The sequence below is a fragment of the Streptomyces sp. BA2 genome, from assembly GCF_009769735.1.
Lineage (GTDB): Bacteria > Actinomycetota > Actinomycetes > Streptomycetales > Streptomycetaceae > Streptomyces.
Genome location: NZ_WSRO01000002.1, coordinates 8925631 through 8951560 on the forward strand (window position 1 = coordinate 8925631; position 25930 = coordinate 8951560).

20 protein-coding genes and 3 pseudogenes are annotated in these 25930 nt (G+C 70.4%); 12 read left to right on the forward strand and 11 right to left on the reverse strand.

The genetic code is table 11. The features are described 5' to 3' along the window. Positions 1-2: 2 nt before the first annotated feature. On the reverse strand, positions 3-1082 hold the full coding sequence (locus tag E5671_RS42755; RefSeq protein WP_160509581.1) for a hypothetical protein: 1080 nt from the start codon (positions 1080-1082) through the stop codon (positions 3-5). Positions 1083-1220: 138 nt separating this feature from the next. Between E5671_RS42755 and E5671_RS42760 the strand changes: the two genes are divergently transcribed. The 3 genes and pseudogenes from E5671_RS42760 to E5671_RS42770 form a co-directional block, all read left to right on the forward strand. Beyond that, positions 1221-1499 carry a hypothetical protein gene (locus tag E5671_RS42760; RefSeq protein ID WP_160509582.1) on the forward strand — a complete coding sequence of 93 codons (279 nt, stop codon included), beginning with the start codon at positions 1221-1223 and terminating at the stop codon, positions 1497-1499. An 89-nt stretch (positions 1500-1588) separates the two neighbouring features. After that, the gene (locus E5671_RS42765; RefSeq protein ID WP_336606007.1) at positions 1589-3310 is read left to right on the forward strand and encodes an immunity 49 family protein; all 1722 of its coding nucleotides are present in this window, start codon (positions 1589-1591) and stop codon (positions 3308-3310) included. A 95-nt stretch (positions 3311-3405) separates the two neighbouring features. Next, a pseudogene (locus E5671_RS42770) lies at positions 3406-4167 on the forward strand (transposase); the annotation flags it as partial. Between the two features lie 153 nt (positions 4168-4320). Here the strand turns inward: E5671_RS42770 and E5671_RS42775 are convergent. Continuing rightward, the gene (locus tag E5671_RS42775) at positions 4321-5061 is read right to left on the reverse strand and encodes an alpha/beta hydrolase (RefSeq protein WP_160509583.1); all 741 of its coding nucleotides are present in this window, start codon (positions 5059-5061) and stop codon (positions 4321-4323) included. A gap of 310 nt (positions 5062-5371) precedes the next feature. On the opposite strand from E5671_RS42775, the gene E5671_RS42780 reads away from it, so the two are divergent. Both E5671_RS42780 and E5671_RS42785 read left to right on the forward strand, forming a co-directional pair. Next, a complete protein-coding gene (locus E5671_RS42780; protein ID WP_160509584.1) occupies positions 5372-6346 on the forward strand; it encodes an ATP-binding cassette domain-containing protein in 975 nt (324 codons plus the stop codon). Beyond that, the gene (locus E5671_RS42785; protein ID WP_160509585.1) at positions 6343-7140 is read left to right on the forward strand and encodes an ABC transporter permease; all 798 of its coding nucleotides are present in this window, start codon (positions 6343-6345) and stop codon (positions 7138-7140) included. Before E5671_RS42780 ends, E5671_RS42785 begins: the two co-directional genes overlap by 4 nt. Positions 7141-7154: 14 nt before the next feature. On the opposite strand, the pseudogene E5671_RS42790 reads toward E5671_RS42785, so the two are convergent. The 3 genes and pseudogenes from E5671_RS42790 to E5671_RS42795 all read right to left on the reverse strand — a co-directional run bounded on the left by E5671_RS42790 (position 7155) and on the right by E5671_RS42795 (position 11958). Beyond that, positions 7155-10309: pseudogene (locus tag E5671_RS42790) on the reverse strand (AfsR/SARP family transcriptional regulator). A gap of 127 nt (positions 10310-10436) precedes the next feature. Continuing rightward, positions 10437-10677: pseudogene (locus tag E5671_RS46655) on the reverse strand (glycosyltransferase); the annotation flags it as partial. 54 nt (positions 10678-10731) lie between these two features. After that, positions 10732-11958, reverse strand: coding sequence for an erythromycin esterase family protein (locus tag E5671_RS42795; protein ID WP_160509586.1), 1227 nt, complete (start codon positions 11956-11958; stop codon positions 10732-10734). A 58-nt stretch (positions 11959-12016) separates the two neighbouring features. On the opposite strand from E5671_RS42795, the gene E5671_RS42800 reads away from it, so the two are divergent. The 5 genes from E5671_RS42800 (at position 12017) to E5671_RS42820 (ending at position 17243) form a co-directional block, all read left to right on the forward strand. Next, positions 12017-12790, forward strand: a complete 774-nt coding sequence (locus tag E5671_RS42800; protein WP_160509587.1) for a TioE family transcriptional regulator — start codon at positions 12017-12019, stop codon at positions 12788-12790. A 104-nt stretch (positions 12791-12894) separates the two neighbouring features. Further along, complete coding sequence (locus E5671_RS42805; RefSeq protein ID WP_160509588.1) at positions 12895-14022, forward strand: FAD-dependent oxidoreductase; 1128 nt, start codon at positions 12895-12897, stop codon at positions 14020-14022. Positions 14023-14094: 72 nt separating this feature from the next. Then, positions 14095-15063, forward strand: coding sequence for a polyphosphate kinase 2 (gene ppk2, locus E5671_RS42810; RefSeq protein ID WP_160509589.1), 969 nt, complete (start codon positions 14095-14097; stop codon positions 15061-15063). Positions 15064-15254: 191 nt separating this feature from the next. Beyond that, positions 15255-16247: an endonuclease/exonuclease/phosphatase family protein gene (locus E5671_RS42815; protein WP_160509590.1), complete on the forward strand. Its 993-nt coding sequence runs from the start codon at positions 15255-15257 to the stop codon at positions 16245-16247. A 75-nt stretch (positions 16248-16322) separates the two neighbouring features. Further along, on the forward strand, positions 16323-17243 hold the full coding sequence (locus tag E5671_RS42820) for an endonuclease/exonuclease/phosphatase family protein (RefSeq protein WP_160509591.1): 921 nt from the start codon (positions 16323-16325) through the stop codon (positions 17241-17243). Between the two features lie 84 nt (positions 17244-17327). Here the strand turns inward: E5671_RS42820 and E5671_RS42825 are convergent, their stop codons facing one another. Further along, the gene (locus E5671_RS42825) at positions 17328-18182 is read right to left on the reverse strand and encodes an alpha/beta fold hydrolase (RefSeq protein ID WP_160509592.1); all 855 of its coding nucleotides are present in this window, start codon (positions 18180-18182) and stop codon (positions 17328-17330) included. An 85-nt stretch (positions 18183-18267) separates the two neighbouring features. On the opposite strand from E5671_RS42825, the gene E5671_RS42830 reads away from it, so the two are divergent. After that, positions 18268-18612, forward strand: coding sequence for a VOC family protein (locus tag E5671_RS42830; protein WP_160509593.1), 345 nt, complete (start codon positions 18268-18270; stop codon positions 18610-18612). A 44-nt stretch (positions 18613-18656) separates the two neighbouring features. Here E5671_RS42830 and E5671_RS42835 read toward each other — a convergent pair whose 3' ends face one another. Together E5671_RS42835 and E5671_RS42840 are read right to left on the reverse strand one after the other, a co-directional pair. Continuing rightward, entirely contained in the window at positions 18657-20177 is a 1521-nt protein-coding gene (locus E5671_RS42835) for a hypothetical protein (protein WP_160509594.1), read from the reverse strand. Continuing rightward, positions 20177-21364: an FAD-dependent monooxygenase gene (locus E5671_RS42840; RefSeq protein ID WP_160509595.1), complete on the reverse strand. Its 1188-nt coding sequence runs from the start codon at positions 21362-21364 to the stop codon at positions 20177-20179. The genes E5671_RS42835 and E5671_RS42840 overlap by 1 nt, the downstream gene beginning before the upstream one ends. Positions 21365-21553: 189 nt before the next feature. Here E5671_RS42840 and E5671_RS42845 point away from each other — a divergent pair, with 189 nt between their 5' ends. Beyond that, entirely contained in the window at positions 21554-22009 is a 456-nt protein-coding gene (locus tag E5671_RS42845) for a hypothetical protein (RefSeq protein ID WP_160509596.1), read from the forward strand. On the opposite strand, the gene E5671_RS42850 is transcribed toward E5671_RS42845, so the two are convergent. The 3 genes from E5671_RS42850 to cydD are packed head-to-tail and all read right to left on the reverse strand — an operon-like array spanning position 21923 to position 25903. Next, positions 21923-22363 (reverse strand): VOC family protein, encoded by a 441-nt coding sequence (locus E5671_RS42850; RefSeq protein ID WP_336606088.1) that lies wholly within the window; start codon positions 22361-22363, stop codon positions 21923-21925. The genes E5671_RS42845 and E5671_RS42850 overlap by 87 nt on opposite strands. Beyond that, positions 22299-24155, reverse strand: coding sequence for a thiol reductant ABC exporter subunit CydC (gene cydC / locus E5671_RS42855; protein WP_160509598.1), 1857 nt, complete (start codon positions 24153-24155; stop codon positions 22299-22301). Before cydC ends, E5671_RS42850 begins: the two co-directional genes overlap by 65 nt. Further along, positions 24152-25903 (reverse strand): thiol reductant ABC exporter subunit CydD, encoded by a 1752-nt coding sequence (gene cydD / locus E5671_RS42860; RefSeq protein ID WP_160509599.1) that lies wholly within the window; start codon positions 25901-25903, stop codon positions 24152-24154. The genes cydC and cydD overlap by 4 nt, the downstream gene beginning before the upstream one ends. Positions 25904-25930: the final 27 nt, after the last annotated feature.

The following is a 25930-nucleotide window of genomic DNA, read 5'->3' on the forward strand; positions in this document are numbered from 1 at the left end:
GGTCAGCCTCCCAGCCGCTCGCTCATGAGGTTCGGTTTCGAGCCGTAGATCTCGACGGTGCCGAAGGACAGCAGTGCGGACCCGGCCCTCGCCAGCGCACGCGGTTTGACGTCGATCGCGTTCGTACGCTGCGGGCCGTAGGAGAAGGTGGTGCGCTTGCCGTCGACCCGCGCGTACTTCGACTGGAACGCGCGGTCACTGCGCACCGGCAGCCACAGCGCGCCGTCCGGGCCGCGCACCATGGCCTCGGTGTAGGTGTCGCCCAGCGGCGGGTAAGTGGTGTGCCAGGCCTGCCCGTTGAAGGTCATCAGGTAGGTGCGGGATACGCCGTCGGTGTACTGGCTGCCGCCGATCGTGACCCGGCCGGACGGTTCGAGCAGGATCGTGTGCACGTTGCTGTTCGACGGCAGCGACACCTTCGCGTCCCGCCACGCCGTGCCGTCCCAGCGCAGGATGGTGGTGCCGGTGCTGGTGTCCGCCCAGGCCCAGGCGTCGGTGGCCGTACGCGCGGTGATCCCCATCACGTACAGCACGCCGTCCGGAGTGGACTGTGTGGTCCAGCGGGAACCGTCGTAGTGCAACACCTTCACCCCGGTGTCGTCCTCACCGACCACCCACGCTCCACCCGGTGCCGCGGCGAAGTCCTGGTAGATCGACAGGGTCTGCGGCAGCGGTACGGCACTCCACCCTCCCGCCGACCGGCGCAGGATCTGTCCCTCGCCCGCGCGGTTGTGGAAGATCCACGCCTCCTCGCCGACGAACTGCACCTTGCCGAGCCAGCCAGGCTCAGCGGCGCCGGGGAAGGTGGTGTCCCGGCTCCACGCCGTGCCGTCCCACCGGTACAACATCGGCCGCAGTCCGTCGGCGGCGTGCTCGTACCCGGTCGCCCACGCCTCTCCCCGCCCCCGGGCGGCGAGGTCGGACACCGTCACCGGGGGAGCCGCCGCCGGCACCGGCAGCGCCGACCAATCCGGCGTCGCGCTCGGCGTCGCAGCCGCGGCCGGGGACACCACGGCGGCTGGCGACGCCACCGCGGCACAGGCGAGCACAAGGTAGACAACGACTGCACGGAGACCGTTCACGAGACCCCCCAGAGCGCGAAGGTCGCACAGGCTATTGGCGTTCACCCACCCGTGAACAGTCGGCAACCGGCCGATCACGCTTCCTGGGCAGGCCGTGGCAGGACTTGATTGTCAGTGGTGGCTGGGAGGGTGGGAGGCATGGACAGGGATGAGGAGTTGCTGCGCGGCCGGATCTACGGCCAGGACCATGACGACCCCCGGCAGGGCCCGCAGCCGGGGCGGGACTACGCCGAGCTGGTAGGCGGGCCGCTGGACGGCCTGCTGCTCGACATCACGGGCTGGACCAAGGGCGAGATAGACACCGGTGTCGCCCTGCCCACGGAGCTCGGGCACTTCGGTGCAGGCGGCCGGGCGATGTACGACCCGCGCCCCGGCGACAAGAGGCGCCGCTGGGACTGGTCCGGTGACACTCCCTGAGCCCCTGAGCCCCTGAGCAGGCTGCTGGCCGGCCCGCCCGCCCGACCCGGCGTCAGAACCGCACGCACACAACTCGTAGAGTCGCAACGGTGAACGAAGACAACACTTTTGGCACGCCGGACGCTCCCGACCGCGACCTGCCGATGCTGACCACCGCCCAGGCCGCCCGTCTGCGCGCACTCGCCGTCCCGTACGCGCGGGAAGGGCGCAACTACTCCCTTCACAACCTGGCGCAGATGTGCCGTCAGGCGCCGGAGGAGCGCTGGCCCGAGCTGGTCGAGGCCCACTTCGCCCGCTTGGAGGAGGGGAGCAAAGGCGGCGAGAGCCCCGCGGAGCTTCTTCGCGGAGTGCATGCGCGGCTGCTGCCCACGGATTCGCTCACGCCGGAGATCGCCGGTGCCATGAGCTACGCGCGCGTGGTGGCCGAAGGGCTCGTCTTCGCCTACGCCCTCGACATGCCCGCCAGCGTGCGGATCCTCACCGACTCCGACGTGGAGCGCGCCGGGATCGAGGAGTTGGGGCAGGCGGCGTACGCGAACTTGATGCGCGTACCCGTCGAACACGATGAAGTACCCCTGGAGGGGGGTGCGTTGCTGCACTCCTTGTACGGCGAATCGCCCTTCATCGCGAGCAAGGCACTGTTCCTGTCCGAGGCGGTCCGGCAGGTCACCGGCGAGCTGCTCCCGGATGCCGGAGCCCTCTTCGTCGTGCCCACCCGGCACCTGCTCGCTTACCACCCGATCGCCGACGGTTCGGTGGTCGACGCGGTCAACGGCCTTGCCTCGTACGGTCTCGGGGCCCACGAGGACGGGCCGGGCGAGCTGTCACCGCGGGTCTACTGGTGGCACCAGGGCCGCCTGACGTCGATCACGGTCATCGACCACGACACCCGCTCCTTCTCCCTGCAGCCGCCGCCGGAACTGCTGGCCCGCATGAAGGGCCTGGTCCGCCTCGATCGTGCCGGACGGCTTGACACTGCCGCCGCCGCCAAGACGCCCGACGTGGCTGCCCTCACCCACACCACGGCCGAGGCGATAACCGGTCTCGCAGAGAGCGCCGCTCTCGCCGAGAGCCCTGCCGGTCTCGCCGATGCCTTCGCCTCGGCTCTCACGCTCGCCCACGCCCGCTGTGCCGCCGACCCCAAGGGGGCTTACGTCGACACCTGGGACGCCTGGGCCATCGCCGTGCAGCTCGGCTCGGCACTGTTCGCCGGTGCGCAGGCCCAGGAGTGCCGCCTGGGTGAGGACATCGTGCGGCAGTTGCCCGCGACCCCGGCCGCGCCACCCGCGGACGCCCGCGCCTGGCTCGATGCCTTCTACATCGCGGTCGCGTGCCGCCAGAAGGACAGGGCCGACCGGCTGTGTCAGGTGCCGCTGGAGGTACTGCGGCAGGACGACTCCGTCGACGCGTACGTACTGCACTGGATCGACACCCTGCAGACCTACTGGTCCGAGCGCCCCATGGACGACGTCGTGGCAAAGCTGCTCGCCACCATGGAAACGTCCCAGCCCGAGTCCCTGACCCACACGCCGAAGGACTTCTCGGACCTGATCGACTACCAGCCCGTCGCTCTCTTCCACCGTCTGATCGCCCGCGACCACGACGCCTTCACCAAGGCCCTGGCAGAAGCTGTCGCGCACCACGGCACGTACTGGGGCGACTCGGCGGCGCCGCGCGCCCAGGTGGCGCTGGGACCGCTGGCGATGGCGAGCCTGGCGTACGACTACGGCTTCCCCGTCGCCCTGCCGCAGCCCTACCTGCCCATGTATCTGCTCAACCGCGAACGGATCGAGGAGATGCCGGCGGGCTGATGCACCGCGCTGAGCTTGTCTTACCGTTTTGGCTCGGGCCCACGCCGGTCATTCGTAGGATCGGTGAGCCCGAGGACTCCGGGTATGGCAGTGAGCTTGTCGCCGTGCTGGAGCGGGGCGCCACGTCCTGGACCGCGATTCTGGACGCGGTCCGGCTCGGACCGGTGGATGACGCGACCGCGGTCACCGCCGACCAGCTCCGAGGAGTCGTCGGACGGCTCATCGCCGCGGGGCAGTGGCAGGCCGGGGACCCGGACATCGTGATCGTCAGCGATGCCGGCTACGACGTCATACGCCTGGCCTGGGTCCTGCGAGACCTGCCCGTGGAGCTGGTCGGCCGGGTCCGCTCCGACTGCGTCATGCGGCTCCCGAAACCACCGAGGATGCACGGCGTCAACGGCCGACCGCCCAAGCACGGACCGGAGTTCCGCTTCACCAAGCCGGAGACCTGGCCCGAGCCCGCCATCACCACGGTCACCGACACCACCAACTACGGAAAAGCCGAAACCCAGGCATGGGACCGGGTCCACCCCCGGCTCACCCACCGCTCCTCCTGGCTCGGCCACGACGGTGAACTGCCCTTGGTGGAGGGCACGTTGATCCGACTGAAGGTCGAGCACCTATCGAAGAACCGGGACGCTCCGCCGGTGTGGTTGTGGTCCTCGAAGACCGGCGCCACCCCGGACGATGTGGACCGTTTCTGGCAGGCGTTTCTCCGCCGCTTCGATCTGGAGCACACCTTCCGCTTCGCGAAGCAGACCCTCGGCTGGACCACCCCGAAACTCCGTATCCCCGAAGCCGCGGACCGCTGGACCTGGATCCTGATCGTCGCCTACGCCCAGCTCCGGCTCGCCCGGACCCGCAGAACAACGTAGGGAAGTTTGATCGGTAACAGCCCTGGTCACGAGCGCGTCGGTGCGGCGCCGTACCGCTGGTGGCCGAGCGCCGCCCCGACCGGCCGGTACCGCTGATGGCCGGTACCGCCGCGATCGGGGCGGTTGTGCCCTCGGCTAGCGCAGATGCCGGGCGAAGAACCCGGCCGCGGCGTCCCCCGCGGACTGTGGGACGCCGGTGTGCCCGCCCATGTTGGCGTGCAGGGACTTCTCCTTGGAGCCGAAGGCGTCAAACAGGTCCAGGGCCGCCTGCCGGTCGTTCCCTTCGTCGTCCCACTGCAGCAGGACATGCAGCGGAATGGTGACCTGGCGGGCCTCCTCGAACATGGCGCGAGGCACGAAACTCCCGGCGAAGAAACCGGCGGCCACGATGCGCGGCTCGACCACCGCAAGGCGAACGCCGATGGAGATCACTCCTCCCGAGTACCCGACCGGGCCGCCGATCTCGGGCAGCGACAGGAGAGCGTCCAGGGCGGCCTGCCATTCCGGGACCGACTTTTCGACGAGCGGGAGGATGAGGGCGTCGACGATCTCGTCGCCGACCGGCTCGCCGGCCTCCATGGCCCGGCGCAGGTCGGCGCGGGCCTGCTCGGCGGCGGCCCAACGGGGCCGTTCACCGCTCCCGGGGAGCTCGATGGTGGCCGCGGCGAAGCCGTCCGCCGCGGCGTGCCGGGCCCGCCCCGCCAGCCGGGGGTACATCTTGCGCAGTCCGAGCGGGGGGTGGCCGAGCAGGATCAGCGGCACCGGTGCGGACGCGGATGCGGATTCGGGCGTCCACAGGATGCCGGGGATCTCGCCGAGGGTGAATTCGCGCTCGATGACACCGTCGTCGAGACGCTGTTCGGAAGTGAAATGCATGGTCGTGCCTTTCGGGAGTGCGCAGAACGGCGCTCCCGGACGACGACCTATCGCCCGACCGTGACCCTGGAGGAGAGCACCCACGTCGATACGTTCACGGGTACCACCTCCTCATTCTCTCGCACGGCCTCCGGAAGGCTAGCAGACCAGGGGGATCAATCTTCGATGACACAAACTCGCGTCCGCCAAGGTCCGATGGCACGCGTTCAAAGTTCGGTGGCACCGGACAGTAGATAAAGAACGAGCTGAGGCACCGCGCTGAAACCCTCGTGAAACCGCGCTGAAGGCGCCCTGCCGCAACCTCTGCGGCATGACGACAACGACGACATCGTCCTCACTCGCCATCGCGGCCACGGGGCTGCGCAAGGCCTATGGGGACAAGACCGTGCTCGACGGCATCGGCCTGGCGGTTCCGGCCGGCACCGTCTTCTCCCTGCTCGGGCCGAACGGCGCAGGCAAGACCACCGCCGTGAAGATCCTCTCCACCCTCATCACCGCCGACGGCGGGGACCTGCACGTCGGCGGCCACGACCTGGCCGCCGACCCGCAGGCCGTACGGGCCGCGATCGGTGTCACCGGCCAGTTCTCCGCCGTCGACGGACTGATCACCGGCGAGGAGAACATGCTCCTCATGGCCGACCTGCACCACATCTCACGACGCGAAGGCCGACGGGTCGCCGCCGAACTCCTTGAACGCTTCGACCTCACCGAGGCGGCGAAGAAGCCCGCCTCCACCTACTCCGGCGGCATGAAGCGCCGCCTGGACATCGCCATGACCTTGGTCGGCAACCCGCGGATCATCTTCCTCGACGAACCCACCACCGGCCTCGACCCCCGCAGCCGCCACAACATGTGGGGCATCATCCGCGAGCTCGTCTCCGACGGCGTCACCGTCTTCCTCACCACCCAGTACCTGGAAGAAGCCGACGAACTCGCCGACCGCATCGCGGTGTTGAACGACGGCAAAATCGCCGCCGAAGGCACCGCCGAAGAACTCAAGCGGGCCATCCCCGGAGGCCACGTACGCCTCCGCTTCACCGACCCGACCGCCTACCAGTCGGCCGCCGCGGCACTGCACGAAGTCACCCGCGACGACGAAGCCCTGTCACTCCAGATCCCCAGCGACGGCACCCAGCGCGAGCTCCGCTCGATCCTCGACTGGCTCGACTCCGCCGACATCGAGGCGGACGAACTGACCGTGCACACCCCCGACCTCGACGACGTCTTCTTCGCCCTCACCAGCAACACCAAACTCCCCAACCAGCCCATGGAGTCGGTCCGATGAGCTCCCTCTCCCTCTCCCTCACCGTGCGCGACTCGTCCACGATGCTGCGCCGGAACCTCCTGCACGCCCGGCGCTATCCGTCCCTCACCCTGAACATCCTGCTGATGCCGATCGTCCTGCTGCTGCTCTTCGTCTACGTCTTCGGTGATGTGATGAGCGCGGGCATCGGCGGCGGTGGCGCGGACCGCTCGGACTACATCGCCTATCTCGTCCCTGGCATCCTGCTGATGACCATCGGCGCCACACCGACGGGGACCGCGATCTCCGTCTCCATGGACATGACCGAGGGCATCATCGCCCGCTTCCGCACGATGGCGATCCACCGAGGTTCCGTGCTCATCGGGCACGTCGTCGGCAGCGTGCTGCAGGCCATCCTCAGCGTGCTGCTCGTGGGCGCTGTCGCCGTGGCCATCGGGTTCAGGTCGACCGGCGCCACGTTCTTGGAGTGGCTTGCGGCGTTCGGGCTGCTCGCGCTCGTCGCGCTCGCGTTCACCTGGATCGCGGTCGGGATAGGGATGGCCAGCCCGAATGCCGAGGCGGCCAGCAACAACGCGCTGCCGCTGATGATCCTGCCGCTCATCTCGAGCGCCTTCGTCCCGGTCGACGCGATGCCGGGCTGGTTCCAGCCGATCGCCGAGCACCAGCCCTTCACTCCCGCCATCGAGACCCTGCGCGGGCTCCTGCTCGGCAGCGAGATCGGCGACAACGGGTGGGTCACGATCATCTGGTGCCTGGGTCTGGCCGTGCTCGGCTATCGCTGGTCCACGTCGCTGTTCAACCGCGACCCGAAGTAAGCACGCGAACCGCGTCAAGTAAGCGCGCGAACCGCCTCCCACAGCTGATCCCGCTTCAGGGCGGCGTACTGCGACACCGCGTCGGCGTACGCCGCCCGGTCGGCGTTCTCGGCCGCCTGCCGGGCGCGGTCCTGCGACATCGTCGGCTGGAACTCGCGCAGCACACGCAGCCGTTCGGCCAGCGCGATCATCCGTACGGCGGAGGCGTCGCCGGACGCGAGCCCGGCCATGCCGAGCGCGTGCACCACCGTCCCGAACACCGGCAGCTCCATGGGCGAGCGGGGCGGTCCTGCGAGCAGCGTCCGCAGCCGCCGCCGCAGTCGGTCGACCTGTACCGGGACCAGGTCGAGACGGTCGGCGTGCGCGTGCGCCGTCACCGCGGCGGACTGGATCTGAAGCGCCCACGGGTCGAGCCACGGGTCGCCGCTGTGCAGCGAGCCCGCCTCGGGCATCCGCTCCACGGCGCCGCGCCAGAGGCATAGCCCGGCCTCCGTAAGACCGCGGGCGAGGGCGATCTCCGCGCGGCTGCCGAGGTCGGGGCTGTAGAAGGCGTTGTCCTGCGGGGTGTTGGCCCCCTCGGTCTGCCGCAGCCAGTACTCGGCCTCGTCGGGGTCGCCGCGCTGCAGGCAGGCGAGGACGAGGGCCGAGCGGATGCCGATGTAGTCGAGTTCGTCACCGATACGCGGCAGCGCCTTCAGCGCCGCGTTGAGGTGCTCGTAGGCGGTCTCGCCCTGCCCCACCCGCAAGGACAGTTCACTCAGCCGGGAATGGCCCATGAGGTGCAGGGAGGGATTGTCGACGGGGGCCAGCGCGGTGATCATCCGGCGAGCCGATGCGAGCGCCCTGTCGATGTCGTGCTCGTACTCCCCTACGTAGGTGGCCACGCACTCGGCGATACCGGCGACCAGAGGCTGTTCGCTGCCGCAGAGCGCGTGCAGCACGGCGTAGTCGGGAGGGCGCATCTCGGGGAGCGCGCTCAGAACTGCCGCGGTGGCGCGCGGCAGCGTGTCCGGCGGAGCCGCGGGCAGCCGACGGAGGGTGACAAGCTGGCGTACGCCATGCGGTCCGTAGTTCATGAACAGGCCCGCCGCGCACAACACCGCCGCGGCGCGGGCGACTTCGACGTACTCGGGCCCGGGGTAGTAGTGCGAAAGCGGAGGGCCGGTGTCCGCGGCGAGGGCGGCGAGGCGGGGGTAGTTGGAGTCGGTGGACCACAGAGCGGCGAGGACGGCGGTGAGCGCGGCGATCGTGGGGCCGTCCGTACGGGCCAGGGCGTGCCGCAGGGCCGGTACGAGGTTGTCCTGCTCGGCCCTGATCCGCTCCCGGGCGGCGACGGGGCCGCCACCGCTCGGGCGAAGCAGAGAGCTCGGGGAAGGTTCCGGGCCGAAGAGCACGTCGTGGTGGGCGAGCCCGAAGTCCCTTGCCCAGGCGAGGAAGCGGCCCACGGCCGCGTCTTCCTCCCCGGCCTCCGCACGGCGGGCCGCGCTGAACTCCCGTACGGCCTCCAACATCCGGAAGCGCACGCCGGCCGGGGTGTCGGCGACGGTGAGCAGCGACTGACCTGTCAACTGATCGAGGAGCGACAGCGCATCGTCGCCGAGCACGTGCTCCGCCGCTTCCCCCGAGAAGCCTCCGGGGAAGACCGACAATGTGCGGAGCGCCGCCTTCGCGTCCTGTGCCAGCAGGTTCCAGCTCCACTCCACGACCGCGTGCAGTGTGCGGTGGCGCTCCGGCGCGTCCCGCGCCCCGCCGCGCAGCAGCGCGAACCGGTCGCCGAGCCGGCGGGCGATCTCCGGCACCGACAACACCCGCACCCGCGCAGCCGCCAACTCCACGGCGAGCGGCAGGCCGTCGAGGTGGCGGCAGAGGTCGGCCACCGCGTGCGGCGGCAGCTCCACGCCGGTCCTCGCGGCCCTGGCCCGCTGCGTGAACAGCTCGACCGAGGTGGCGAGACCGAGCTCCGGCAGCGCGTACACCGCCTCCGACGTGAGGTCCAGCGGGGCCCGGCTTGTGGCGAGCACCCGCAGCTCCTTCGAGGACGCGACCAGGGCCTGCACGAGGCCGGCGGCGCCCCCGATGACCTGCTCGCAGTTGTCGAGCACCAGCAGAGCGGGCCCGGCGCCGAGCACGCCGAGGATGCCTGACACCGGGTCGGCCGCGGCGTGGCCGCTCACGACGCCGTGCCGCCCCTCGCCCGCACCGAGCGCGGCGGCCACCTCCGTGGCCACGTCCGCGTCCGAGGTGACGGCGGCGAGTGGCACGAAGTACACCACGCGCTGCTCGGCCCGGCGGCTGACGGCGTGCGCGAGGCGGGTCTTGCCGAGGCCGCCGGGCCCGACGACGGTGACGGCACGGGCGCCGCGCAACAGCCGCTCCACCGCCGCGATGTCCGCCTCCCGGCCGAGGAGTGGATTGGGCTCGTGCGGCACACCGTGCCGGACCACCGGGGCCTCGCCGCGCAGCAACTCCTGCTGCACGGCCTTGAGTCCGGCGCCGGGATCCGTGCCGAGCGCCCCGCGCAGCTCGCGGCGGTACGCCTCGTACCGCGTCAGCGCGGCGGACGGGCCCGCCGTCGCCGCCTCGCCGCGCAGCAGCTCGGCGAGTACTTCCTCGTCGCGCGGATGCTCAGCGGCGGCCACGGCCAGCGGCCCTGCCGCCTCCGCATGTCGTCCGAGGCGGGCGAGTGCCAGCGCCTGTGCGCGTACGAGAGTGCCGCGGACGGGGGCACGCTCGGCACGCAACGCGGAGACGGGGCCGTCGATATCGGCCACCCCCTCAGGGACGCCTTCCCAGAGCGCGAGCCCGGCCTCGGCTGCGGCCAGCGCACCCGCGTGGCCCCCGGCCCTGGCCCGCTCCGCGCTCGCGGCGGCGTGCAGCCGCACGGCGGAGCTGTCGACCTGATCCTCGGGGAGGTTGAGCCGGTATCCCGTCGGTGTGCTCGCGATGACGTCGGCACCCAACTGCGCCCGCGCCCTGGACACGAGGACCTGAAGCGCCTTCCCGGCCGCTCCGGCAACGCGTCCGGCCACAGCCCTGCCACCAGCCGCTCGGTGCCGCAGCCCGCGCGCACGTCGCCCGCGAGCAGCGCGAGGAGCCCGCGAAGCCGAGGCGCGGTGACCTCCTGCCCGCGATGGGCGACACGCGGCAGCAGGATCAGTTCGGTGGTCACCCGTGCACATTAGCCAAGGCGTCGGCACTGGACGGCGCTCCGAGATGCACCGCCTGCGGGTGCGCAGCCGATCAGCAGTTCGGCTGCCGTCGTGTGCTGCGCCGACGCCCAACTCGGCCACGCGGCCGATCAGGGCCAGGTCGGCCCAGCCGCGGGAGACGAGAACGGCGCCCGTGCGCGCGCACCGCCTCGACGGCCACCCGGGTGACGTCGGCCGGGGCGCCCATGGGCATGCTGCCGAAGCCCACGTACACCGGTGATTCGCCGGCGTCCAGGAACGCCATCAGCCCGGCGGGGAGCGGCCGTTCATCGCTCAGGACCCACGCTCCGGTCTGCACCACGGCGAGGTCCGACGGCTCCTGCCACGGCGGCGGCGCGCACACCCGTGCCTCCCGCGAGGCCCCCGGGGCGCTATACGTTGATCAAGGAAGGCTCCGTACCTTGACGTCCTTGAGGAACACGAGCCCGTCGATCCCCGTCAGGTGAGCCGGGTCGAGCGGGGCGTAGCCGAACCAGGGTGATACGCGGGGCGCGAGCGGTGTGTTGCCGAGGGTCGTGGCCAGCTGCTCGGCGTCGATGACGTAGCGGTCCTCCGGGAGCGCGTACAGGAGTCCTTCGAGGGTGTCCGGTTGCGGGGTGTCCACTCCCTGGTGGCGGATCGTGCCGAGTGCCGTGGCCACGAAGGCATACTCCTCGCCCAGGCGGGCGCTGACGAGCGCGCCGGCGCTCCACCACTCCAGCAGCGGGTGGTTCCACATGCGCATCGTGCTCTTGTCGCGTTGGAGATGGCTGTTGTGGGCGTGGACGAGTGTCGGGCCCCGTTCGGCGAGGGCGAGGAGGTTGTGGGCCATCATGTGATCCCGCTGCCCCAGAAGGCGGGTCATCCGGCTCGGCGAGGCATCGGCCATCCAGTGGTGGTACCGCAGCAGGCCGGTGGCGGTGCGCCCGTACAGGCGCGCTCGGTCAAAGGCGTTCCGTGAGGTCGCCGTGATCAGGTACGGGGTCTGCGTGTCGAGCAGGGCCACGAGGTCGTCGGCGAGCAGCCGTAGTTGCTTCGCCTCGGTCGACTGCCCGACGGACTGGGCCGGGTCCATCATCGCGGCGGGATTGGTCCATGGGTCGTCGGCGCCGAGCAGGTGGTCGAGGGCTTCGGCGGTGCAGGGAAGCAGGTCCGCGTCCGCCACCCCGGCCGAGAGGTAGCTGTGGAGTGCGGTGAGGGCCTGGCGGGGGCTCGCGGCGTGGGTGATCTCCAGGGGGCCGTCGAAACCGGCGAAGCGGACGTGGTCGGACGAGGGCCGGCCGTCGTTGAACGCCCTTGCCCAGCGCACTAGTTCGCGGTTGGCCGCGGAGGCGCCGCCCCAGCCGTGGCTGAAGCCGTGCTTCATGACCTCGTCGAGGGTGCCTGTGTCCGCGCCCGATGTGACGTAGTCGTCCACGACCAGGCCCATCATGCAGTCGCTCTCGATTGCGATCGTCCGGTAGCCCTCCTGCTCGACGAGCTGCTGGAAGAGCTCGTTGCGCAGGTCGAGCAGAGGGTCCTCGCCGTGGGTGGGCTCGCCCAGGGCGAGCAGCTGTGGACGGGCCCCGAGGAGATTCATGACGGTGGTCGCCTCGACGGCATGGACGGTGTCCTTGATGTCAGTAGCCATGCCTTAAACGCTATCGTTGAACACTCGGTTGAAACTTTGCTGCGGTACGGGTGGGATCATGGGGCGAAACCTTCAAAGCGGGGATCGGCTCAGGCCGGTGGATCTGGCGCGCGGGCACGGTCTGTCCACGCAGGCGATCAGGAACTACGAGGAGGCCGGCATCCTCCCGGCCGCTGATCGCACATCGCACGGCTACCGCACCTACACCTCGCTGCACGCGCGGGCCCTGCGCGCGTTTCTTGCCCTGGTGCCCGGCCACGGCCACCAGACGGCGACGTCGATCATGCGAGCAGTGAACCGGGGCGCGGCCGAGGAGGCGTTCCGCCTCATCGACGAGAGCCACGTACAGCTCCTGGAGGACCGGCGAACCCTCCAGGCCGTGGAGAGGGCGCTCCGAGACCTGGGGGCCACGCCGGTGTCCTGGGCTGGACCAGAGGCTGGGTCCAGGCCCGCGCCTGAGGGCATGTTCGTCGGCCAGTTGGCCGGGAAGCTCGGGATCCAGCCGGCGACCCTGCGCAAATGGGAGACGGCCGGCCTTGTCCACCCGCGCCGGGACCCGCGCACCGGCTACCGCGTCTACGACGAGGCCGACGTACGGGATGCCCGGATGGTGCACCAACTCAGGCGCGGAGGCTACCTGTTGGAGCAGATCGCCCCGCTGATCGCCCAGGTGCGGGCGGCGGGCGGCCTTGAGCCTCTGGAAGCCACGTTGAGCGACTGGCGCGGCCGGCTGTCCGCTCGCGGGCGAGCCATGCTGACCGGCGCCGCCGAGCTGGAGACGTACCTCAGTGACCTGGGCCTGGGGCTGTCGGGCAGCTGTCGGGAGCCGTGAGTCCGCTGTCGGTGGCTTGTCGGAGGCCTGTCGGCGGGGCCCGGCACCTTTCGAGGAACGGCCGCCGGAGATCACTCGGCCGGCCCCGACCCCGAGGAGCCCTCATGCGTACCCCCGTCACGATCATCGGGGCCGGACTCGGCGGACTCACGCTGGCCCGCGTCCTGCACCTCCACGGAATCCCGGTCACGGTCTACGAGGCGGAGTCCTCCCCGGCTGCGCGTTCGCAGGGCGGCATGCTCGATATCCACGACTACAACGGACAACTCGCCCTCGAAACAGCCTCCTTGATGGATGAGTTCCGTGACCTCATTCTGGAGGGCCGCCAGGCGATGCGGGTCCTCGACCCGGACGGGACCGTCCTGCACGAGATGGCCGACGACGGCACGGGCGGACGCCCCGAGGTGCAGCGCGGCGAACTGCGGCAGGTGCTGCTCGACTCGCTCCCGGCCGGCACCGTCCGGTGGGGGCACAAGGTCAGCAGCACCCGTAGCCTCGGCGAAGGCAGTCACGAGGTGACGTTCGCCGACGGCAGCACCGTCGTCAGCAGCCTGCTGGTCGGCGCGGACGGCGCCTGGTCACGGGTGCGGCAGCTGCTCTCCCCCGCCACACCCGAGTACACCGGCAAGTCGGTCGTCGAGACCTACCTGTTCGAAGCCGACACCCGGCACCCCGCCGCCGCGAAAACGGTCGGTGGCGGGTCGATGATCGCGTTCACGCCGGGCAGGGAGATCTTCGCTCACCGGGAAAGGGGCGACACTCTGCACGCCTACGTGGGGCTGTCCGAGCCGCAGGACTGGTTCGCAGCCATTGACTTCACCGACGCCTCCGCGGCCGCCTCTCGAATCGCTGAGGAGTTCACCGGCTGGGCGCCGGAGCTCACCGCGCTGATCACCGACGGAGACATCCCACCGGTCCTGCGACCCCTCTACGCCCTGCCCACCGAGCACAGGTGGGACCGCGTGCCCGGCGTCACCCTGCTCGGCGACGCCGCCCACCTCTCGGCCCCGAACGGCGAAGGCGCCAACCTCGCCATGTACGACGGTGCCGAACTCGGCAAGGCCATCGCCGCTCACCCCGACGACATCGAGACCGCGCTCACCGAGTACGAACAGGCCATGTTCCCCCGCAGCGCCGCTGCCGTCACCTTTGGAGACGCCGAAGCCCACGGGGCCGACTCCGAGAACGGCGCGGTTGAGGCCCTGCTCAAGATGATCAGCGAGCAGGCGTAACAGGGAACCTGGCCGGCACCGTTCGCTCCGGGTAAATAGCGCTCGATGCAGGTAGAAAGGTGGCACGCGTCGATGAGAGGAGACGGTGTGGCGTCGGACGACAAGGACGGGGAGCGTTTGCTGGACGGGCTGTCGGTGGATGAGGCCCGGCCGGAGCGCCCGGTGCTGCTCGACGCTGAGGGAGAGCCGCTGCGGACCTGGCGGGAGAACTATCCCTACTCGGAGAGGCTGAAGCGCAGGGAGTACGAGCGCCAGAAGCGGATCCTGCAGATCGAGTTGTTGAAGCTGCAGAGATCGGTACGGGAACAGGGTCAGCGCATCGTGGTCGTGTGCGAGGGACGCGACGCGGCGGGCAAGGGCGGCACGATCAAACGCTTCACCGAGCGCCTCAACCCCCGCGGTGCCCGCATCGTGGCGCTGGACAAGCCCACTGAACGGGAAGCGGGCCAGTGGTACTTCCAGCGTTACGTCGCGCAGCTGCCGTCCGCGGGTGAGATCGTCTTCTTCGACCGCTCCTGGTACAACCGAGCCGGCGTCGAGCCCGTCATGGGCTTCTGCACCCCACGCCAGCACGAGGAATTTCTGCAGCAGGCACCGCTGTTCGAGAAGATGATCACCGATGACGGCATCGTGCTGGTCAAGTTCTGGTTCTCCGTCTCCAGAGCGGAGCAACGCACACGCTTTGCCATCCGCCAGGTGGATCCCGTACGCCAGTGGAAGCTCTCACCCACGGATCTCGCGTCGCTGGATCTCTGGGACGCCTACACCCGCGCCAAGGTGGACATGTTCCGCGCCACGGACACCGTCCACGCGCCGTGGTCGGTGATCAAGTTCAACGACAAGCGCCGCGGACGCCTCGAAGCCATCCGGCACCTGCTGCTGCGTGTCGACTACGCGTCGATGGACAAGGACGCGGTGGGGGAGTCGGACCCGCTCATCATCGGTCCGGCCGACACACTGCTGGAAGCGGACGAGGATCCGACGGACCTGTCACCGAGCCGACTCGCCGAGAATGAGCAAGGGCCTGGTCAGCACCCGTGATGTGTCGAAGGGCAGCCGACTTGGCCCAAAGTGGGCTTGTACATGCCAAGAGTGAACCCCTAGAAAGTGGCAGTGCCGCTCCCTGACTACGGAGCGGGAACACGGTGATGTGCTCAACGGGGGGCGAGCCACACGGTGGGTCCACGGATCCGCCTTCCCCCCGTGCTGCACTCCGATGCAGAGGGGGAACAGTGAAAGGAATCCGAACCAGGGCAGTCTTAGGCGGGGCGCTGGCAGCGGCCGTCATCGCACTCGTACAGGTGCAGCCGGCCGGTGCGCAGGCGCCCTCGAACCCGCCCGCAGCGAAGGCTGCGGACGCGGCACCGAGCAGCGTGCCGTCCAGGGTCGGCGTACTGACCTGGAACATCTGCGGAGCCATCAACAGTTGTCCGAACAGCGATCGTCCGTCCCGGAAGATCAACGAACTCGTCGACCGGGTCCAGGACGACGATTCGATCGCCGTCGTGATGATCCAGGAAGCCTGCGACAGTCTGCACTCAGCGCCGCTCGAGGAGGCGCTGAACCGCGGCACCTCCGGCGAATGGGTCGTCCGCCATCGCACAGCCAAGACCATCGGGACGGACAACCCGGTCCGGTGCCCCAGGAGCGGCAAGCCCGAGGCGGGTGTCGCCATCGCGATGAAGAAGCTCGCGGGCAGCGACCTCGTCTACGACGGGCAGGGCGAGCCAGGCTGGGACATGACCTTCGGCAGCACCTCGGAACCCGGCGGAAAGCACACACAGGGCGCCGCCTGCATCGAGGACCGAGGCAACAAACTCCTGGCGTGCACCAGCCATTTCGCCAACCAGAACGCGGACCCGTCCAAGGCCCTGCGCAAGGCGTCGGCCCAGGACTTCCGCGACCAGGCCCGTGACTGGCAGAACGGCGGCTACCGCACCATCATCGGGGGCGACCTCAACCTCGAACCCGGTGACGACGGTATGGATCCCCTCTACGACGGCAACTTCGAGGGCGACTCGGACGAGAAGTGCACGACCACCGGTCCGTGGTACCTCAAGGGCTGCCGCAACGTCGCCGGTTCCAAGCTCGACTACCTCTTCTTCAGCGACTACGGCTGGGACCTGGAGCAAGGGCGGCCGATCTACGTCGGGTCCTGGCGTTACGACACGGGCCGGCTCAGTGACCACTGGATGCTGAAGGCGACCGTCAAGCCCAGCGCCTGACCGTTCCCGGACCGACCCCAGCCGCACAGCGGCGCGACGAAGTGAGGGACAGAGGAAGTGAGGGACAGAGAAGGCATGCGCATACGTGAAAGCGCGGCGCTCGCACTGAGCGCGATTCTGTTGGGAACGGGCAGCGTTGCGTGGGCGCCCAGCGCCCGCGCCGACGAATCGGCACCGACCGCTGCTCCGGCGGAGTTCACCATCGGACAGTTCAACATGGCGGGCGGCAACGAAGAGCACGGCCCCAAAGGTGATGAGGTACCCGACGCGCTCGTACGCAGTGTCAGTGACCGCAGCCCTGCGTTCATGACCCTGCAAGAGACCTGCCGGGACTGGAACGAACGGCTGCAGAGCCAACTCCCCGGCTACACCGTGGTGTTCGACCCGGTCACCGGGGGCGACGGCACCACGGCCCGGTGCAAGCACCCGTCGGACTTCGGCAACGCGGTGCTTTTCCGCAACGACTTGGGGTTCGACGCGGCGACGGCTGTGGCGCACCCGCTGGAGTCGCCGGGAGGCTACGAGCAGCGCGAGATGGTGTGTGTGCGCTCAGAGGCACGCAAGACCGTCGCCTGCAGCACGCATCTGACCGTGGGCAATGACGGCCCGCACCTGCGAGCCCGGCGTCACGAAGCGTCCGTCGCCAAGGGAATTCTCGCCAACACGTACGCCGGATACACCAAGGTCCTCGGTGGCGATCTCAACGACGATCCGCTGTCCGGAGCGACCGACAACTTCTACCACCCCAACTACCAGCGAGGCGCGCACGGCGAGTCCAAGGAGGTCGACAGCCCCTGTGGCAACGAGATCAAGCGGGGCTACTGGATCTGGACCTTCCCGCCCGTCTACGTCTACTGCCGCTCTGGCGAATCCACCCACAGCCAGGGAAAGATCGACTATCTCTTCGTTCCGTCCGCCGCGAACGTCACGTGGGCGGATGCCACCCACGCCACGCATTCTGACCACGATCCACTGTGGGCCGGTGTCGTGATCTGACACGGCACTCAAGGAGAGATGCGGCCCGGCGCAGCCGTCGCGCGCCGGGTCGCATCGCGTGCAGCGATGACGAGAAGCGGGCCGTCAGCGCGTAGCGAGGCCTGCGAGCAGTTGGGCGGCGGGCTTCGGGTGGACGAGCCAGCGCAGGTGGCTTCCCTCGAGGGTGCCGACATCGAAGGGGTTGTCGGGGGTGAGGGTGTTGCCCTCGCGGATCAGGCGGTCCTGCATGGCGAGGGGGATGCTGGTGTCGTCGGTCAGGCGCACATAGGTCTTGGGGATGCGCCCCCACGTCGCGGCCTGGGTCCGGTCGGCGGACGTGCCGACATCGAGGTTCTCGTCGGGCTGGAAGGTGTTCAGGAACGTCAGGAACTCGTCGTCGGTGAGGTCGGCGGCGAAGGCTTGCTTGAGCGCGGCGAGCGTCCCGGGGTCGGCGGTGCGGAAGTTGACCCGCAGCAGACCCAGCTCGGCCGGGTTCCCGACGAGCGCCGGAGCGAAGGCACCCGGGTCGACGCCCGCCATCTCCGGCTCGGCGTAGTAGTCGTTGACATCCAGGTCGACAGGGCACCAGGCGGAGACGTAGGTGATCCGGTCGATCAGGTCGGGCCGGGCATTGGCGACCGCGGTGATCGTGATGCCACCTCTGCTGTGGCCGACAAGGATCGTCGGCCCGTTCTGTTTCGCTCTCTCGAGGACCTCGATCACATGGGCGGCATTGTCGGCAAGGGTGACCCCCTTGATGCTGCCCGGTATTCCTGCGAGCGCGTCGAGATCCTGCGGCGCCTGGTAGGGAGCGGCGTAGGTCGCCTCGAACCCGTGCCCCGGAAGGTCGACCGCGACCGAGCGGTGCCCGAGGAGGCCGAGCTCGGCCTGCAGCGGTGCGAACGAGAACGAGTTCGCGAAGGCGCCATGAACAAATACGAATGTCGGCTGATTTTGCATGCCCGTAGCCTCCAACGAAACGATCTTCGGAACAAGCACGATTTGGATAACCCTGCGCGGACGCCCTCGTGCATAGCATGGCCTCATGACCGTAGATCTGTTCGCGGGCATTCCTGTCCGCGACTACGCCACGGCGGTGGCCTGGTACCAGCGACTGCTCGGTGGGCCGCCGTCCTTCCTGCCCAATGAGACCGAGGCGGTGTGGGAGCTCGCCGAGCACCGGTACATGTTCATCGAGGTGCGGCCCGATCATGCCGGGCACGCCCTGCACACCGTATTCGTCGAGGACTTCGACGACCGCGTATCCCGGATCGCCGAGAGGGGCCTGAAACCCGACACGCGTGAGACCTACGCCAACGGCGTCCGCAAGGCCACCTTCCGTGATCCGGACGGCAACGAGATCGGATTCGGCGGAAGCCCGAGGGACTGACCGATACGCGTTTTCCCCGCACCCCGCAGGGCAGGGCGGACCGTTCAGCCCTTGGCACAGAGGTACGGACGGGCGAGGAACAAGGCGGTGCCGGTCAGGATGATGCCGAAGTAGACCGGCGCGAGGTGGATGAAGTCCGTGTAGTGGATCGTGCCGTGCACCACCACGGCAGGCAGGAAGCCGGCGGCCGCAGCCGTGGCCAGGGACCAGAACACCCACGCCTCACCGCGCCGCCAGCCCCACGCGCTGAGCAGCACGATCGCCACCGCGGCGGACATCAGGGCGCCGCCGAACCCCGCGCGGTCGTGGGCGAGGAACGGCACGAGCCGCGGATTCACCGCTTCCAGCGTGTGCGTGTCGGCGCCCAGGAAGGTCAGGTCGGTCGGCACGAAGACATCGGTCAGACCGACCACCGAGATCACCGCCCCGCCGACGAAAAGCCCCGCGCCCGTGAGAATCATCAGCAGCTGGCCGACCAGAGCGCGCCGGCGCTCCGGCTCCGGTCCCTCGGGCGCCAGACGCCACCGTGCCGCGTGCGGGGCACGGCGGACCGCCGTGACGAACATCGGGAACAGCACGAGGGCCGCGGCCGTGTGCAGAGGTTCCACGAAGCCGGTGGCCAGGAAGTAGAACAAGGTGGGGAAGCCGACCGCCCCCGAGAGCAGATACACCTCGCGGGCCCAGGGCCACCCGCGTCTGATCCCGCCCACGGCGAGCCCGGTGTAGAGGGCGCCGATGGCCACCATCGTGCCGGCCATGGTGATCCGGTCGTGCTGGAGGAAGTGCACGAGGTGGTGGTTGGCGGCGTGCAGTTCGTGCAGCGTCATGCCGAGGTAGTCGCGGTCGTACCAGAGCAGCACCGGTCCGAGCGTGATCGCGGCGGCGCCGAGTCCGGCGCCCGTCATGCCGAGCCCGACCAGCAGCGCCCACCACCAGGCGGGCCAGCGGCGGGGATCGCGGCCGACGTCGCGCAGCACCGGAGCGGGTGCCGTGGGCGTGGCGGCCTCGGTGACCCGCGCGAACCAGCCGGGTCCGGCGGCCACGAGCACGGCGGGGCGGGCGAGTACGACGGCGCCCGGCTCATCGAGCGCGCTCGCCGCGGAGGACACCGACGGATCGCACACGTGGATGACGTGCGGGTCGTCGCTGCTGGTGAATCCGTCGACATGAGGTTCGAGGGCGGCTTCGACCTCCGGGTCGCAGGTACGGACGACCACCGGGATCGATCGGCCGGCGGCGGCTTCGCGCACGGTCCGCACGTCAGCCGCCGAGACGGGCGCCACCTCGACGACACCGGCCCCCAGCGGCGACATGGCGCGGACCGTTTCGCGGGCGAGGGAGGGCGGGACGGATATGCCGAGGCGGACGGTCACGGGCACACCGGCGATCTCGCCGGCGAGCCGCTTCGGCGGATGCCGGTGGCCGAACCCCCGAGCGATCAAGCGTGCGCCGCTGGGGCGGGAGCCGATCGAGGCCAGCAGTCGCAGAGCGCTCCGCTGTGAACGGCGCAGGCCCAGAACGGCAGCGGCCGCGCCCCGCAGTGGCTGATACGTCCAGTCCGGCATCAGTGGCCCTCGTTCTCCGCCGCGGTCACCTGGCCACCGGGCGCGGTCCAGCCGAGAACCGGCGTCATGGAACGCAGTGTCGCCCGCGTCGGCATCAGGCGAGCCGCCGTGTCACGCAGCAGCACGGCGGGCGGCCACGCCAGCTGGCCGAGTGTGCCGAGCCGGGCGGAGCGGCGCGCGATGGCCTGGGTCCGCGGGCGGCGCAGCAGGTCGTACGAGCGGAGCGCGGCGGCCACATCCGTGGTGCCGTCGAGGCAGTGGGCCAGGGTGACCGCGTCCTCCAGGGCCTGGCACGCGCCTTGGCCCAGGTTCGGGGTCATGGCATGGGCCGCGTCGCCGAGGAGCGCGACCCGGCCGCGGACGAAGGAGGGCAGGGGCGGCAGGCCGTACAGGTCGTGCCGGAGCACCGCGTCCGCGGGGACGGCGGCCAGGAGGGCGGGGATGGGGTCGGGCCAGGCCCCGAACCGGCGCAGCAGTTCGTCGTGTTCCGAGGTTCCGGAAGCCACCCCGGCCCCGGCAGGCAGCGAAGCGGTCGCGAAGCAGTACATCCGCCCGTCAGGCAACGCCGTGTAGCCGAACCTCTCCCCGCGACCCCAGGTCGCCGCGCCCTCGGAGGGCGGCGTGGCCAGGGGGTCGGTGACCATGCGCCAGGCGGAGTATCCGGCGTACCGGGGGCCGGCCGCATCGGGCCAGAGCGCACCGCGGACCACGCTGCGCAGCCCGTCGGCGCCGATCACGAGGTCGGGCCGGGACTCGCCGCCGGGGTGCTCGACGACCGGGCCGTGGTCGTCGTCGCGGACCGCGGACACCTCGCTGTCCGGCCGCAGACTGTCGGCGGGCAGCGCCTCGGTGAGCGTCCGCAACAAGTCCGCGCGGTGCAGGACCACCAGGGGATGACCGAAGCGCCGGGCCAACTCCCCATTGTCCGTACGGGAAAGCCAGCGGCCCCGGCGGTCGCGTACGCCGCCGGCGGCTTCGACGGCGCCGAGTTCCCGCACGGTGTCGGCCAGGCCGAGCACGTCGAGCGCGCGCAGCGCGTTCGGCCACAGGGAGATACCGGCGCCGATCTCGGTGAACTCGGGGGCCCGTTCGAGCACTTCGACGCGCCAGCCCCGGCGGTGCAGGGCGATGGCCGCCGCGAGGCCGCCGATCCCGCCGCCGACGATGGTCGCGGCGCGCTGCGGCATGGTTCCTCGCTCTGAGTTCGGGAGCGCCACCCCGGTCAAGTGGCGCTCGATCCGGTGCCCGAGCGGCATGCGACGTACGCGAGTCCGGCTGGGCAGCGCCTTATAGCAACATGTCGACAGAGACCTGTCAACGCGATGACGACCGGCCTGACCAGCCCTCACGGCCCTCTGCCCCATACTCTTTGCGGAATGGGCATCGGAATCGAAGTGCTGATCGTCGACTGGGACCGGGTCGAGGCGGCGCCGGCGGGCGGACGGCGTGAACTGCTGGACGAGGCCGCGTTCGGGGACGAGGGTGACCTCGACGAGGAGGGGTGGATCTGGCCGGCGGCGGCGGACGCCGACTGGTACGGCAGGTACGCCTTCCGCCACACCCTCGGCTCGTACAAACCTCACTTCTGGGCGGGCGAGCGCTGGGAGCACGTCAGGGACTTCGCCGATCCGGGCCTGCGTACTGCCTTGGACCGATTCGAACAGGCGGCACCGTCCCTGGACACTCTGCGGGAGCCGTTCGCACAGCACGCCGCGGCACCCACGGGCTGGATAGGCGACTTCGACTCATTCGCCGAGTTCCTCAGGGGGTGGAGCGAAGTGGTCGTGGAGGCCGACCGGCGCGACTGGGGCATCGTCGGCCTTCGCTGCTGACTCAGGGGGCGGCGACGCGGCGCGGGGGCGGTGAGCCCGAACGTCGACAGGGCGTCCGTCGGGGTCGCGAGCTGTCATCGTCCACTGCGTGGGCAGTGTCACGATCTCCCCGACCGGCCACCCGGCACCCAGGATGTCCTCGCGAACTGCACACAGTTGTGCGTGCGTTCCGACGCGCAGGCCCCATCCCGCCTGGCTCAGGGGGTCGAGATCCGTCGCGGGGGGAGTAGCGGTCTCGACGATCATCAGGTGGTCGTCCCCGCCGACATCGAGGACTGCGATCCGAGGATCAGAAGGGGTCGCGGCGCGCTCGAATGCGAGCGCCGCCCCGAGCAACCCCGTGTAGTACTCCACGAGTTGGTCGAGGTCGGTCGTGGGCAGCGTCAGATGGTTGATTCCGAGGAGTTCGGGCATGATCGCCCAACTCTAGTGCCGCTGCTGGGCTCGGTTGGACGCGGCCCCGGTCGAGAGTGAGGATCTGGTCGGCGGTGGTGAGGTCCGCGGTGTTGTGGGTGATCAGGAGAGTCGTGCGGCCTTGGGCGGCGTGGAGGATGTCGGTCAGCACGGCCTTGGCGGTCTCGGGGTCAAGACCTTCGGTGGGTTCGTCCAGGACGAGGACGGGTGGGTCGGCGAGCAGGGCTCGGGCCAGGAGAAGGCGCTGGCGTTGGCCGCCGGACATGGCGGAGCCGTTCTCGCCGAGGCGCGTGTCCCACCGGTCCGGGAGGGACTCGATCCAGTCCAGGAGTTGGGCTCTGCGGGCTGCTTCGCGCAGGTCGGCCTCCGTTGCCTCGGGGCGGGCCAGGAGGAGGTTGGCGCGGATGGTGGTGCGGAAGACGTGGGCGTCCTGAGTCATGCCGGTGATCGCGCGGCGGGCGTCGGTGCCCGCGCAGTCGCGTAGTTCGCGTCCCCCGATACGGATGCTTCCGGCCTCGTAGGGCACGAACCGCATGAGCGCGGCGATCAGCGTCGACTTGCCGGAGCCGCTGGCGCCCAGGAGCACGGTCAGGCGGCCGGGCCGCAGGCGCAGGCTCACTCCGTCCAGGGATGGAGGGCCGTCGGGGAGGTGGCGTACGCGCAAGCTGGTGATCTCCACGCCGATCGGTGCGGTGGTGGTGAGTGGAGCCGGAGAGGTCGGCTCCGTGACGGGTGGTGGAGTGTCGAAGAGGTCGGCCAACCTGCTTGCGCCGACCCGTACGTCGGCGAGGTGACGTGCGGCAGTGGGCAACGGAGTCAGGGCCTCGAAGGACACCAGCGCGAGGACCGCGAGGACGGTGAGGTGTACGGCGGGCAGTTCCCCCGCCGCCTGGGCGTGCAGCGCGAGCCAGGTCACGCCGGCCGTCGCCGCGGCCTGGAGGAAGAGGACCGTGGTGGAGGCGATCGAAGTGGTCCAGGCGGCCCGGCGCTCCAGCGCGGCGATCCGGGCGGAGGCGCGGCGGGTCCGCTCGTGGGCGCGGCCCCGGGCCCCGTTCGCGGCGAGGTCTGCCGCGCCCTGCGTCAAGTCCAAGGTGAGTGCGGCGAGTTCGGAACGGGCTGCCTTCCCCGCGCGGCTCGTACGCCGGGACAGCGTGAGTACCGTGGTGGGTACGAGGAGTCCCGCCACGGCCAGCAGCAGCCCCAGCAGAACGCCTGCCTGGGGCAGCAGCGCCATGGCCACGGTGGTGGCGGTGACGGCGACCGTGCAGGCGGCCGCGGCCGGGATCAACACGCGCAGCAGGAGGTTCTGCGCGGCGTCCACGTCGTCGACGAGGCGGGTGAGCAAGTCGCCGCTGCGGAAGGCGGGGATGCCGGTGGGAGCGAGGGGCACGAGGGCCTCGTACACCTGGGCGCGGAAGCCCGCGATGGCCCGCAGTACACCGTCGTGGCCCAGAAGCCGGTCGATGTAGCGCAGCGCTCCGCGCCCCAGAGCCAGGGCACGGACGGCGACGATCGCCAGGCTCACCGAGGCGAGCGGGGGCTGTTCGGCGGCGCGGGTGATCAGCCAGGCGGCCGTGGCCATCAACGCGGCGGCCGCAAGCTCGCTGCCGGCTGAGGCGAGCGCGGCGGGCAGCAACCGGCGCCAGTGCGGCAGGAGATGGCGCAGGAGACGGAGGGTGGGGCGGGAGGTCCGCGCCGCAGCGAGTGCGGCGTCGCGGCCGTGGAGGGTCATGGGGCCACAGGCCCTTCTGCGAGGGCGAGTTGGGCTGGATGAGCGCCTTGGGCTGGAGTGAGGCTGCCTGCTTCTACGGTGATGATCCGGTCCGCGTGGGGCAGCAGGCTCGTGCGGTGGGCGACCACGATGGAGGTCTTGCCGTGCATCAGGCGGACGGTGGCGCGTGTGACGGTGGCCTCGCTCTCGGGGTCGAGGTGGGCGGTCGGTTCGTCCAGGAGCAGTACGGGGGCGTCCTTGAGGAAGGCGCGGGCCAGGGCGATCCGTTGGCGCTGGCCCGCGGAGAGCCCGGCGCCGTGCTCGCCGAGCGTCGTGTCGTACGCCTGGGGCAGTTCCTCGATGAAGTGGTCGGCGTAAGCGGCGTGTGCCGCCCGGCGCACTTCGGCGTCGCTTGCGTCGGGGCGTGCCAGGCGGATGTTGTCCGCGACGGTGGCGGCGAACAGATGCGGGCGCTGGGGCACCCACGCCACCTGGGTGCGCCACGCGTCGGCGTCGAGGTCGGAGAGGTCGGTGCCGCCGACCGTGACCCGGCCAGACGCGGGCTGCGTGAAGCCGAGGAGCAGCGCGAGGAGCGTGGACTTGCCCGCGCCGCTCGGTCCGACCAGAGAGATGTGCTCGCCGGGGCGCAAGGAGAGGGAGACATCGCGGAGTGCGGGGGCGGCGCGGCCCGGGTAGCGGACCGTCACCGCCTCCAGGGCCAGGTGTGACGCGCGGGCGTCGGGCACGGGGGCACGGCTGGCGGCGCGCGCCGCGGACGTGCCGCAACCATCGGTGTCGTCACGGTCGTCACCATCGTCATCGTCATCGTCGTCGAGGATGGTGAAGACGCGCTCGGCCACGGCGATCCCCTCGGCGCTGTCGTGGAAGGCCGCCCCCGCCGCACGCAGCGGCAGATAGGCCTCGGGGGCCAGGAACAGGACGACCAGGGCCGTACGGAGGTCCAACTCGCCGTCGAGCAGCCGCAGTCCGACCGGTACGGCCACCAGCGCCACGGAGAGCGTCGCGACCGTCTCCAGGACGAAGGAGGAGAGGAACGCCACGCGCAGCGTGCGCATGGTGGCCCGCCGGTGGGCGTCGGCCATCTCGTGAACCACCCGCGCCTGGTGCTGCTCGCGCCCGAAGGCCCGCAGTGTCGGCAGCCCGGCCACCACATCCAGGAAGTGACCGCCGAGCCGGGACAGCAACTGCCATTGCCTGGCGGTGCGCCGGGCGGTGTGGGCTCCGACCAGCGCTCCGAACACGGGGATCAGCGGCAGCGTCACGATGACGATCAGCGCGGAGGTCCAGTCCGTCCACGCCAGCCAGGCGACGACCGTGAGCGGCACCACCGCGGTGGCCGTCATCGTGGGCAAGTAGCCGACGACGTACGCATCCAGGGCATCGAGGCCGCGGGTGAGCAGCGTCGCCGTCTCGCCGTGGCGCCCGGCCGTGAGCCGCAGCGGGCTGGTGCGCCGCAGCCGGCCGGTGATCCTCTCGCGCAGCGTGCGCTTGGCATCGGCCGCGGCGCGCTGCGCGAGCACCCCGCGAGCCCAGGTCAGCAGGGCGCGCAGCGCCATGACGGCGGCCAGGGCGGCCAACGGCGCACTCTGGAACGGGCGCCCGGCGAAACCGTCCGTCAGGACCGCCGCGAGCAGAACCGCCTGGGCGACGACGAGCCCGCTCGCAAGCAGCGCAAGCGCCGAGGAGTACGTCATGTGGCGCCGCAGCAAAGGGAGTTCGCGCAGCAGGCGGCGTTCGACGGGTTTCATCCTGGGGGTTCCTCTTCCCTTTCCCTC

Excerpts from the sequence above, each read along its gene's own strand:
- cydD (WP_160509599.1), bottom strand. The coding sequence starts at position 25,903 with ATGAAACCCGTCGAACGCCGCCTGCTGCGCGAACTCCCTTTGCTGCGG.
- ppk2 (WP_160509589.1), top strand. The coding sequence starts at position 14,095 with ATGAGAGGAGACGGTGTGGCGTCGGACGACAAGGACGGGGAGCGTTTG.
- E5671_RS42805 (WP_160509588.1), top strand. The coding sequence starts at position 12,895 with ATGCGTACCCCCGTCACGATCATCGGGGCCGGACTCGGCGGACTCACG.
- E5671_RS42795 (WP_160509586.1), bottom strand. The coding sequence starts at position 11,958 with ATGGCTACTGACATCAAGGACACCGTCCATGCCGTCGAGGCGACCACC.
- E5671_RS42780 (WP_160509584.1), top strand. The coding sequence starts at position 5,372 with ATGACGACAACGACGACATCGTCCTCACTCGCCATCGCGGCCACGGGG.
- E5671_RS42825 (WP_160509592.1), bottom strand. The coding sequence starts at position 18,182 with ATGCAAAATCAGCCGACATTCGTATTTGTTCATGGCGCCTTCGCGAAC.
- E5671_RS42775 (WP_160509583.1), bottom strand. The coding sequence starts at position 5,061 with ATGCATTTCACTTCCGAACAGCGTCTCGACGACGGTGTCATCGAGCGC.
- E5671_RS42760 (WP_160509582.1), top strand. The coding sequence starts at position 1,221 with ATGGACAGGGATGAGGAGTTGCTGCGCGGCCGGATCTACGGCCAGGAC.
- E5671_RS42835 (WP_160509594.1), bottom strand. The coding sequence starts at position 20,177 with ATGCCGGACTGGACGTATCAGCCACTGCGGGGCGCGGCCGCTGCCGTT.
- E5671_RS42840 (WP_160509595.1), bottom strand. The coding sequence starts at position 21,364 with ATGCCGCAGCGCGCCGCGACCATCGTCGGCGGCGGGATCGGCGGCCTC.
- E5671_RS42820 (WP_160509591.1), top strand. The coding sequence starts at position 16,323 with ATGCGCATACGTGAAAGCGCGGCGCTCGCACTGAGCGCGATTCTGTTG.
- E5671_RS42785 (WP_160509585.1), top strand. The coding sequence starts at position 6,343 with ATGAGCTCCCTCTCCCTCTCCCTCACCGTGCGCGACTCGTCCACGATG.
- E5671_RS42830 (WP_160509593.1), top strand. The coding sequence starts at position 18,268 with ATGACCGTAGATCTGTTCGCGGGCATTCCTGTCCGCGACTACGCCACG.
- cydC (WP_160509598.1), bottom strand. The coding sequence starts at position 24,155 with ATGACCCTCCACGGCCGCGACGCCGCACTCGCTGCGGCGCGGACCTCC.
- E5671_RS42800 (WP_160509587.1), top strand. The coding sequence starts at position 12,017 with ATGGGGCGAAACCTTCAAAGCGGGGATCGGCTCAGGCCGGTGGATCTG.
- E5671_RS42845 (WP_160509596.1), top strand. The coding sequence starts at position 21,554 with ATGGGCATCGGAATCGAAGTGCTGATCGTCGACTGGGACCGGGTCGAG.